We start from the raw sequence: 9,654 nt of genomic DNA, 5'->3' as shown, positions 1-9,654 counted from the left end.
TTCTAAGCTTCAGGTAACCAGGAACCGTACCCCAAACCGACACAGGTGGTTGGGTAGAGAATACCAAGGCGCTTGAGAGAACTCGGGTGAAGGAACTAGGCAAAATGGCACCGTAACTTCGGGAGAAGGTGCGCCGGTGAGGGTGAAGGACTTGCTCCGTAAGCTCATGCCGGTCGAAGATACCAGGCCGCTGCGACTGTTTATTAAAAACACAGCACTCTGCAAACACGAAAGTGGACGTATAGGGTGTGACGCCTGCCCGGTGCCGGAAGGTTAATTGATGGGGTTAGCTAACGCGAAGCTCTTGATCGAAGCCCCGGTAAACGGCGGCCGTAACTATAACGGTCCTAAGGTAGCGAAATTCCTTGTCGGGTAAGTTCCGACCTGCACGAATGGCGTAACGATGGCGGCGCTGTCTCCACCCGAGACTCAGTGAAATTGAAATCGCTGTGAAGATGCAGTGTATCCGCGGCTAGACGGAAAGACCCCGTGAACCTTTACTATAGCTTTGCACTGGACTTTGAATTTGCTTGTGTAGGATAGGTGGGAGGCTTTGAAGCGTGGACGCCAGTTCGCGTGGAGCCAACCTTGAAATACCACCCTGGCAACTTTGAGGTTCTAACTCAGGTCCGTTATCCGGATCGAGGACAGTGTATGGTGGGTAGTTTGACTGGGGCGGTCTCCTCCTAAAGAGTAACGGAGGAGTACGAAGGTGCGCTCAGACCGGTCGGAAATCGGTCGTAGAGTATAAAGGCAAAAGCGCGCTTGACTGCGAGACAGACACGTCGAGCAGGTACGAAAGTAGGTCTTAGTGATCCGGTGGTTCTGTATGGAAGGGCCATCGCTCAACGGATAAAAGGTACTCCGGGGATAACAGGCTGATACCGCCCAAGAGTTCATATCGACGGCGGTGTTTGGCACCTCGATGTCGGCTCATCACATCCTGGGGCTGAAGCCGGTCCCAAGGGTATGGCTGTTCGCCATTTAAAGTGGTACGCGAGCTGGGTTTAGAACGTCGTGAGACAGTTCGGTCCCTATCTGCCGTGGACGTTTGAGATTTGAGAGGGGCTGCTCCTAGTACGAGAGGACCGGAGTGGACGAACCTCTGGTGTTCCGGTTGTCACGCCAGTGGCATTGCCGGGTAGCTATGTTCGGAATAGATAACCGCTGAAAGCATCTAAGCGGGAAACTAGCCTCAAGATGAGATCTCACTGGAACCTTGAGTTCCCTGAAGGGCCGTCGAAGACTACGACGTTGATAGGTTGGGTGTGTAAGCGCTGTGAGGCGTTGAGCTAACCAATACTAATTGCCCGTGAGGCTTGACCATATAACACCCAAGCAATTTGCGTCGAANNTTCCAGAACCCCTGATTGCTTACGCAGTCAGGGGTTTTGTTTATGTAGAAGTCCATGATTTTCACCGGCACGTTGCGAACGCAACGGTCTGGTACACAGAATTTCTTGACGACCATAGAGCATTGGAACCACCTGATCCCATCCCGAACTCAGCAGTGAAACGATGCATCGCCGATGGTAGTGTGGGGTTTCCCCATGTGAGAGTAGGTCATCGTCAAGATTGAATTCCGAAACCCCTGTCTGCTAGCGCAGACAGGGGTTTTGTCGTTTAAGGGCTGGGCAAACAACTAGAACCGGCTCACCCTTTGCGTGCCTTACTGCTTCGCCTGGCCATTAACTTGCGCCACCATATATAGATCCCGGTAGCAGACAACATCGCGATCACAGCTCCCAGCAGCGCAATCAGCACCTGACCCGTCACCCCGATGATCCTGCCCCCATGGATCGGCAGTTGCAGCCGATAAAAGCGCTCTCCCAACGTACCTTGCCCTGCTATTTCCTGCCCCAGTAAACGCCCATCCGTCCCGTGGAAAAACAACCAGGATTTCCCATGGGCCTCGGTATCATGTTGTCCAAAACCCGCCCCATAAAAGTTGTACTCAAAGCTGTAGTAAAGCTCTCCAATCGCCGCCGTCAGTCCCAGCCGCTTGCCTTCCTCCAGCGCCCGCTCATAGGCCTGTTGATAACTCAGTTGTGTCACGCCCAATTGCTCGGCGGGTAACCCGCCACGGGCCTCATAGACGCTAGGCTCAACCGGTGAGAACAGCGAGACAGCAGGCTTGAACACCTGGCTCGGCAAATTCATCGCGACGCTGCTGACTGCAATCGGCAGCAACAACAGCCAAAGCCATAACCCGCCTGCACGATGCAGGTCGAAGTTCAGCCGGTAAGCGTGGCCGCCCTTGATCTTCCACGCCGTGGACCACTTCTTCCAGAACGGTTTACCTCTCGGCAGGGTCAGCCACAGCGCGATAAAACAATCGAACACCCATGCGATCGCCACCAGTCCCATCAGCCACAAACCCCAATTACCCGGCAGTGTCAGGTTGTAGTGAAATTCCAGAATGAACGGAATGAAGTTCTCGCGCTGAAAGCAGCAAGCCCCCCAAACACGCCGGCCCATTTCTTCGCCGCTGACCGGATCCAGGTAAAAGACCTGGTTGGGCTCCTCAAAGGGTTTGCCCGTCGCCGGATCGTTTCTCGCAACTGCCGCCAGCATCGCGGTATGACCGGCCTCTTGTGGATACTCCATGTACCAGACTTGCAGTTTGGGATGCTGCCCCTGCAACGTGTCCACCAGTTCACCTGGCGGCAATGCCGACCCTTTGGCCGTTGCTTCATAAAAGCCGGGATTGAGCCATTCATCCAACTCATGATTAAACGCCAGAAGGCTGCCCGTGAGTCCCGCCATCATCAGAAACAACGCCGTTGCCAACCCGATGTAGCGATGAAGTAAAACCAGCAATGCGCGCATAAAAATTTCCTGCAAAGACGACAAAGCCAGCGCCTGGAATCAGGAACTGGCTTTGTATGAATCGAGAGGGATTAGAACTGGTAGCTCACCGTCGCACTGACGTTGCGCTCTTCACCCAGGTAGCAGAAGTTCAAACTGGCACACGACGCCACGTAAGACTCGTTCGTCAGGTTGTTGGCATTCAGGCGTACATCCACACCCTTCAGTCCCACCTTGCCAAGGTCATAACCCATCGAGGCGTCAAACAGCGTGTAGGCGGGCACCTTCATGGTGTTCTCCGCATCTGCCCAGCTGTAGCCGACATAACGAACACCACCACCGAGTCGCAGGCCATCCAGTGCGCCGCTATCGAACTTGTAGTCTGCCCATACCGACGCCATATGACGCGGCGCCTGCGTCGGCGAGTTTCCCTTGTTCTCGATCACGTTGTCTGCGGTACTCAGCGTGCTGACCATCGACTTCGAATACTCGATATCGGTGAAGGTATAGCTGCCCAACAATTTGAGATGGTCGGTCAACTGCATATGCGCCTCCAGCTCCAGGCCCTGGGAGCGCACAGCGCCGACCGCGCGATAGAAGTTTTCCTGCGGCAGTTTGGTCGCCAGGTTTTCCTGGTCGATGCGGAACAGCGAGGCCGTGAACAAATTGTCGGTACCCGGCGGCTGATACTTCAAGCCGACTTCCCACTGGGTGCCGTCGGTAGGTGCAAGGGGATTGCCGGCACTGTCCGAATAGGAGTTCGGGTTGAAGGATTCGGAATAGCTGACGTAGGGCGCGAGACCGTTATCAAACAAGTAGAGCGCTCCGGCCCGGCCGGTCAGTTTGGTACGTTTATCACTGATCTCTGTGCCCAGCGGTCGTCCCGCTTCGGCAATGCGATTTTCATCGGAGGTCTCAACCCAGTCCTGACGCAGCCCGAGGGAGAACCGCCACTTGTCCATCTCAATCAGGTCTTGCAGGTAAACGCCGGTCTGCTCGAGCCGGCGCAGATAACTGGTTGGGCTGTAATAGCTGATCTCGGAATTGCCATACACCGGGTTGAACGCATTGATTGGCGCAAGAGAGCCGCTGCTCCAGTCCACGACGGTTTTGCGCCGCTGATAGTCCGCCCCCATCAACACCGTATGCTTGGTCGCGCCGGTAAAAAATTCAGCCTGCAGCATGTTGTCGATGATGAACGCATGCAGCTTTTCGTCACCGCCTGAGTAGTAGCGATTCAGCTCATTACTGGTGGGCGTAGTCCAGCCATAGGCATACACCTGGTCCAGCCGGACCTTGGAGTCCAGATACCGAAAATTCTGCCGCGCCGTGAAAACATCATTGAAGCGATGCTCGAACTGATAGCCGAACGACTGTTGATCACGCTTGTACCCATCAATGCCCGGCTCGCCTTCGAAGAAGTGATTGGAGATCCGCTGGCCGTTGCGCTGGTGCAACGCGCCATCTGCCGGCATGCCTCCGTGGTAGCCACCGTCGGGGTCATGCTGCAGGTAAGCCTGGAGTGTGAGGGACGTGTCATCGGTAAAGTCGATGCTCAAGGTGGGTGCCAGCGCGTAGCGTTTTTCCTTGGCATGGTCGAATTGCGTGTCGGACTTGTCTGCAAGCCCGGTCAGTCGGTAAGCAATGCGCTTGTCGTCATCCACCGGGCCGCTGAAGTCGAAACCCATGCCTCGCTGCCCTTGGGAACCTATCGTGGCCTGGACCTGATGGTATGGCTCAAACAATGGCTTCTTGCTGGTCAACGCCACCAGCCCACCCGGCGAGCTGCGCCCGTAGAGCACCGATGACGGTCCTTTGAGGATATCTACGCGCTCGAGGAAATACGGGTCCACCTGCATGGTGCTGTAGGTTCCGCTGTCACCCATGGATTTCAAACCGTCCAGGTAGATGTTATCCACCGAACCGTCGTTGAAACCACGCATCGCCACATAGTCATAGCGGTGAGTGGCGCCATAAGGGTTGGTCAGCACGCCAGGGGTGTAACGCATGGCCTGGGCAACGGTTTGCGAGCCTTGGTCGTCCATCTGCTCGCGGGTCACCACTGAAACCGTCTGAGACGTTTCCAGCAGCGCGGTACTGGTCTTGGTGGCGATCTGGCTGTGGGTCGCGTTGTAGCCTTCCATGCTGCCCAGGGCATTACCCAGGGCGAAGCCTTTGATGTCGGTGGTCGGCAAGGTCAGCGCCTCGCTCTCGGGCTGGACCTGCAACACGAAACTCACGTCGTCCTGCGCCTGCGCCTGCAAGCCTGAGCCGTTGAGCAATTGGCTCAGGCCCTGTTCGGCCGAGTACTCCCCGTGCAGCCCGGAAGACTGTCGGCCCTGAGTCTGCGCAGGCGTGCTGGAAAGGGTGATGCCTGCCTGACGGGCAAACTGATTGAGCACATCGCTCAGCGCGCCTGCCGGGATGTCATAGCGCTGGCTGATACGTTCGACCCCGCTATCAGCCGCGACACCGGCCACTGGCAGCAAGCCGATGCCCATCGTGGTCGACAGCAATGCTGCGCGTACGGCTTTGCCGAGCAAAGGGTAGGAAGAGGGAGAGTTGCTGAAAAAACGCACAGTCATTATCGAGATCCGTAGAGGTCGCTGAAGGCAGATTGAATTGCTTACTGTCTAAGCCGGACTCACGGAAAAAAGCCGCCAAAAATAAATCAGGCACGCCAAAAATAATCAGGCCTGACGCTCCAGGCTCACCCACCAGCGGGTGCGATAGCGCAGGCGCACAGGCAGCGTCTGCGGAAGGATCGCCAATAGTTTCTCGGTGTCCTCCAGGCGAAAAACACCAGACAAGCGCAAATCTGCGATATCGCTCGAGCAGCCCAGATAACCATGGCGATAGCGCCCCACCTCCGCCAGGAAGTCGGCAAGACGCATGTTGCGGGTGACGATCAATCCGTCGGCCCAGGCCCCTGTATCCATATCCGAAGGCGGCGCCAGAGCGGCCGCATTCTGACGCACCAGGTAGCTTTCTCCTGCATGCACTTGAGTGAAAAGCCCGTCGGCGGTATGCGGTGAATGAATCGCCACGTTGCCTGACGCGACGCTCAGGCGTGTGCAATCGCTGTCCTGGCGCACCACAAATCGCCCGTCTATTCCTTCGAACAAACCATGGCGGGTGCGAACCAGCAGGGGGGCGGTCGCCGCGGCGCCGCAGGTCACCAGGATTTCCCCACGCACCAATGTGATCAAGCGTTGTTGCGGGTTGAAGTCGAGGTCCACTGCGCTATCGGTATTGAGCTGCAGGCGCGTGCCATCCGGTAGTTGCACGCTACGGCGTTCGCCAGTGGTGGTAGCCAGGTCAGAGGTCCAACGCTGCCAGCCGGTGAGGTCTCGGCTGACCCAGGCCGCCGAACCCATCAACAGCACGCCGGACAATACCTTCAATGCCTGCCGGCGCCCAAGGCGCTGGGCACTGTTCTCCAGCGCCACATGGGCCCCGGGAATCGCCGCCAACTGGCTGCTTAATTCATGCTGCAGTGCCTGCACGCGTTGCCAGGCCAACTCGTGTTCATGATGAGCCTCGCGCCAGTGCTCGCACTGCGCCTTCAGGCGGACATTGGCGCGATTGTTACGCAGGCGCAGCATCCAGCTGATGGCCTGCTTGACCACCTGCGGGTCGATTCCTGCGCGCGCGGTGTTATCCATCGAGGTCATGCCTCATACCGCAGCACATAACAGTGATAAAGCGCCTCGGCGACATAGCGTTCCACCGAACGCAGTGATACACCCATCTGCTGCGCAATCTGCTTGTAAGTCAGGCCGTCGCATTGAGCCAGTAGAAACGCCTTGCGTACCTTGGGCTTGAGTCCGTCCAGAAGCCGGGCGATGGACTCCAGCAATTCCAGAATCAACGCACGTTCTTCAGCACTCGGCGCCAAGGCTTCGGGCAAATGCGCGATGGACTCCAGGTAGGCGCGCTCGATTTCTTCGCGACGCCAATGATCGATCACCAGGCCCCGCGCGATAGTGCGCAGGAAAGCGCGAGGGGCCTTGAGTTCGAAACGTTCGGTTTTTTGCAGCAGCCGCACGAACGTGTCCTGGGCCAGGTCCGCCGCATCCGCTGCGTTACCCAGACGGCTGCGCAGCCAAGTGTTCAGCCAGCCATGATGGTTGCTGTAAAGCGTCTGTACTGCGTACTCGGATGAGGGCATTCACACGGCCTGGCAAAGCGTCACAAATGATAATTAGTCGCATTGTCGACAAGCCTGAAAAATTTTGCAACTCCTGACGTTAGAGCGCTACCACTGGTCGGTTTCTGACATTAAAAGCAGATGCTTCTCACAAATTCCTAAGATTTATCCTGCCTTGGCCGAAAGCCTGACGAGCCATGCGTGCACCGAAATAGAGCAGTCGCAGAGTCTGCCTATACCGTTACATGGAATGTTGCATCCGGCACGCTCACCCCCTTTTGGCAAAAAGAAGTCAATGAAATGAATCTCAAGTTCAGTCATAAAATTCTGTTGGCCGCGTCAGGCGTAGTGGTTCTGGCCTTCGCGTTATTCACGTTCTACAACGACTACTTGCAGCGCAATACCATCCGGCAAAACCTGGAGTCGTCCATTCAGCAATCCGGTGAACTCACCGCCAGCAGCGTGCAGAACTGGCTCAGCGGGCGGGTGCTGGTACTGGAAAGCCTCGCGCAAAACGTGGCCCATCAAGGCAGCTCTGCCGATCTTCCGGGGTTGGTCGACCAGTCGGCATTTACCTCCAACTTCCAGTTCACCTACGTCGGTTCCACCAACGGCGTGTTCACCCAGCGTCCCGACGCCAAAATGCCCGATGGCTACGATCCGCGTCAGCGTCCCTGGTACAAGCAAGCTGTCGCAGCCGACAAGACCATGCTCACACCGCCCTACATGGCTGCGGTAGGCGGGCTGATCGTGACCATCGCGATGCCGGTGAAAAAGAATGGCGAACTGCTTGGCGTGGTCGGCGGTGACCTGAGCCTGCAAACCCTGGTGAAGATCATCAACTCGGTGGATTTCGGCGGCATCGGCCATGCATTCCTGGTCAGCGGTGATGGTCAGGTGATCGTCAGCCCGGACCAGGACCAGGTGATGAAGAACCTCAAGGACATCTATCCCGGCACCAACGTGCGCATCGAGAAGCTCAGCCAGGAAGTGGTCTTGAATGGCCAGGAACGGATTTTGTCCTTCACCCCGATCAGCGGGTTGCCGAATGCCGACTGGTACATCGGCCTGTCGATCGACAAAGACAAAGCCTACGCACCGCTGGGTAAGTTCCGTACCTCGGCATTGATCGCCATGTTCATTGCGGTTGCCGCCATTGCCGTGTTCCTGAGCGTCCTGATCCAGGTCTTGATGCGCCCGCTGACCACCATGGGCCGCGCCATGCAGGACATCGCCCAGGGCGAGGGTGACCTGACCCGCCGCCTGACAGTGGAAAGCAAGGACGAGTTCGGTGACTTGGGCAGTGCCTTCAACCAATTCGTCGAGCGTATTCACGCGTCGATTTCCGAAGTTTCCTCGGCGACGCGCCAGGTGCACGACCTGTCCCAGCGAGTAATGGCCTCGTCCAATGCGTCGATCATCGGTTCCGACGAACAAAGCGCGCGCACCAACAGCGTGGCCGCAGCGATCAACGAACTGGGGGCCGCCACGCAGGAAATCGCGCGCAACGCCGCTGATGCTTCGCAACACGCCAGCGGTGCCAGTGAGCAGGCCGATGATGGGCGCAAGGTGGTTGAGAAAACCATCCTGGCGATGTCGGAGCTTTCGCAAAAAATCAGCCTGTCCTGCACGCAGATTGAAACCCTGAACGCCAGCACCGACAACATCGGCCACATCCTGGATGTGATCAAAGGCATCTCCCAGCAAACCAACCTGTTGGCCCTCAACGCCGCGATTGAAGCGGCACGTGCCGGTGAGGCCGGGCGTGGGTTTGCCGTGGTGGCGGATGAAGTACGCAACCTGGCGCACCGCACCCAGGAGTCGGCAGAAGAGATCCACAAAATGATCACCTCGCTGCAGATTGGCTCGCGTGAGGCCGTGACCACGATGAACGCCAGCCAGACCTCGAGTGAAGAAAGCGTCGAGGTCGCCAACCAGGCCGGTGAACGCCTGGTCAGCGTGACGCAGCGGATCGTCGAGATCGACGGGATGAACCAGTCGGTAGCGGCCGCCACCGAGGAACAGACCGCCGTGGTGGAAACCCTCAACGTCGACATCAACCAGATCAACCTGCTGAACCAGCAGGGCGTGGCCAACCTCAACGAAACCTTGAAGGATTGCGACGCCTTGTCTCAACAGGCCAACCGCCTGAAGCAGTTGGTCGACAGTTTCAAAATCTGATCGATGAACACACAGGAGCGAGCCTGCTCGCTCCTGTCTCCTTTAGCCAAACATCGCTCGCACATTCGCCAGCGCACCGTCGGCGAATGCCTGCACAAACGGCTCAAATCCCTCCGCGCCAGGTTCAACCGGCTCGGCGATGATCGTCCAGGTCACCCGTGAGGATCCTGCTCCCAACGGTTCGACATCCATGGCGGCCCACAACCGTGCTACGCCCAAGGTGTTGTAGATCGTGGTCCAGGTCATGCGCATGGCCTGCTCGTCGCGGCTGTTGAGTTGCTCCACCACCAGGTGTCCATCGTGGAAGAACTTCTTGCGCAGCGATCCCGCGCCCGCACCAGTGATTTCGATGTGGGACAAGGCGGGGATGAATCGATCAAATCCGCCAAAGTCACCGACCACCGCCCACGCACCGGCGGCATCACAGGCAACCACAACTGAGGACACCACAGGTTTGGCGCAAGGGTTGCGAATCAACGTATCGGGTTTCATAAGGTCTTCCTTCAATTGAGAGC

General features: G+C 57.4%; 6 protein-coding genes and 2 rRNA genes (1 of these 8 running past the window's edge). 3 read left to right on the top strand and 5 right to left on the bottom strand.

Translation table 11 applies throughout. From position 1 onward, the window contains the following. A 23S ribosomal RNA gene (locus HX818_RS20280) occupies positions 1-1,327 on the top strand; it begins 1,567 nt to the left of the window's first position. Positions 1,328-1,459: 132 nt separating this feature from the next. Then, a 5S ribosomal RNA gene (gene rrf / locus HX818_RS20275) occupies positions 1,460-1,575 on the top strand. Between the two features lie 78 nt (positions 1,576-1,653). Here rrf and HX818_RS20270 read toward each other — a convergent pair. From HX818_RS20270 to HX818_RS20255, 4 genes are all read right to left on the bottom strand, one after another. Next, complete coding sequence (locus tag HX818_RS20270) at positions 1,654-2,829, bottom strand: PepSY domain-containing protein (protein ID WP_003218250.1); 1,176 nt, start codon at positions 2,827-2,829, stop codon at positions 1,654-1,656. 71 nt (positions 2,830-2,900) lie between these two features. After that, entirely contained in the window at positions 2,901-5,393 is a 2,493-nt protein-coding gene (locus HX818_RS20265; protein ID WP_177020637.1) for a TonB-dependent siderophore receptor, read from the bottom strand. 105 nt (positions 5,394-5,498) lie between these two features. Beyond that, positions 5,499-6,482 (bottom strand): FecR domain-containing protein, encoded by a 984-nt coding sequence (locus HX818_RS20260; protein WP_003218246.1) that lies wholly within the window; start codon positions 6,480-6,482, stop codon positions 5,499-5,501. Continuing rightward, positions 6,479-6,979 carry a sigma-70 family RNA polymerase sigma factor gene (locus tag HX818_RS20255; RefSeq protein WP_008433614.1) on the bottom strand — a complete coding sequence of 167 codons (501 nt, stop codon included), beginning with the start codon at positions 6,977-6,979 and terminating at the stop codon, positions 6,479-6,481. The genes HX818_RS20260 and HX818_RS20255 overlap by 4 nt, the downstream gene beginning before the upstream one ends. A gap of 279 nt (positions 6,980-7,258) precedes the next feature. On the opposite strand from HX818_RS20255, the gene HX818_RS20250 reads away from it, so the two are divergent. Continuing rightward, a complete protein-coding gene (locus HX818_RS20250) occupies positions 7,259-9,139 on the top strand; it encodes a methyl-accepting chemotaxis protein (RefSeq protein WP_003218243.1) in 1,881 nt (626 codons plus the stop codon). 42 nt (positions 9,140-9,181) lie between these two features. Here the strand turns inward: HX818_RS20250 and HX818_RS20245 are convergent, their stop codons facing one another. After that, on the bottom strand, positions 9,182-9,631 hold the full coding sequence (locus HX818_RS20245; RefSeq protein WP_008433617.1) for an SRPBCC family protein: 450 nt from the start codon (positions 9,629-9,631) through the stop codon (positions 9,182-9,184). Positions 9,632-9,654 lie beyond the last annotated feature (23 nt).

The organism is Pseudomonas sp. F9001, assembly GCF_013385435.1.
GTDB lineage: Bacteria > Pseudomonadota > Gammaproteobacteria > Pseudomonadales > Pseudomonadaceae > Aquipseudomonas.
Note: the sequence above shows the minus strand (reverse complement) of the source record. Positions and strands in the feature narration are given on the sequence as shown.

Bases quoted from the DNA above. Each gene is read 5' to 3' on its own strand.
- HX818_RS20270 (WP_003218250.1), bottom strand. From the start codon at position 2,829: ATGCGCGCATTGCTGGTTTTACTTCATCGCTACATCGGGTTGGCAACG.
- HX818_RS20265 (WP_177020637.1), bottom strand. From the start codon at position 5,393: ATGACTGTGCGTTTTTTCAGCAACTCTCCCTCTTCCTACCCTTTGCTC.
- HX818_RS20260 (WP_003218246.1), bottom strand. From the start codon at position 6,482: ATGACCTCGATGGATAACACCGCGCGCGCAGGAATCGACCCGCAGGTG.
- HX818_RS20255 (WP_008433614.1), bottom strand. From the start codon at position 6,979: ATGCCCTCATCCGAGTACGCAGTACAGACGCTTTACAGCAACCATCAT.
- HX818_RS20250 (WP_003218243.1), top strand. From the start codon at position 7,259: ATGAATCTCAAGTTCAGTCATAAAATTCTGTTGGCCGCGTCAGGCGTA.
- HX818_RS20245 (WP_008433617.1), bottom strand. From the start codon at position 9,631: ATGAAACCCGATACGTTGATTCGCAACCCTTGCGCCAAACCTGTGGTG.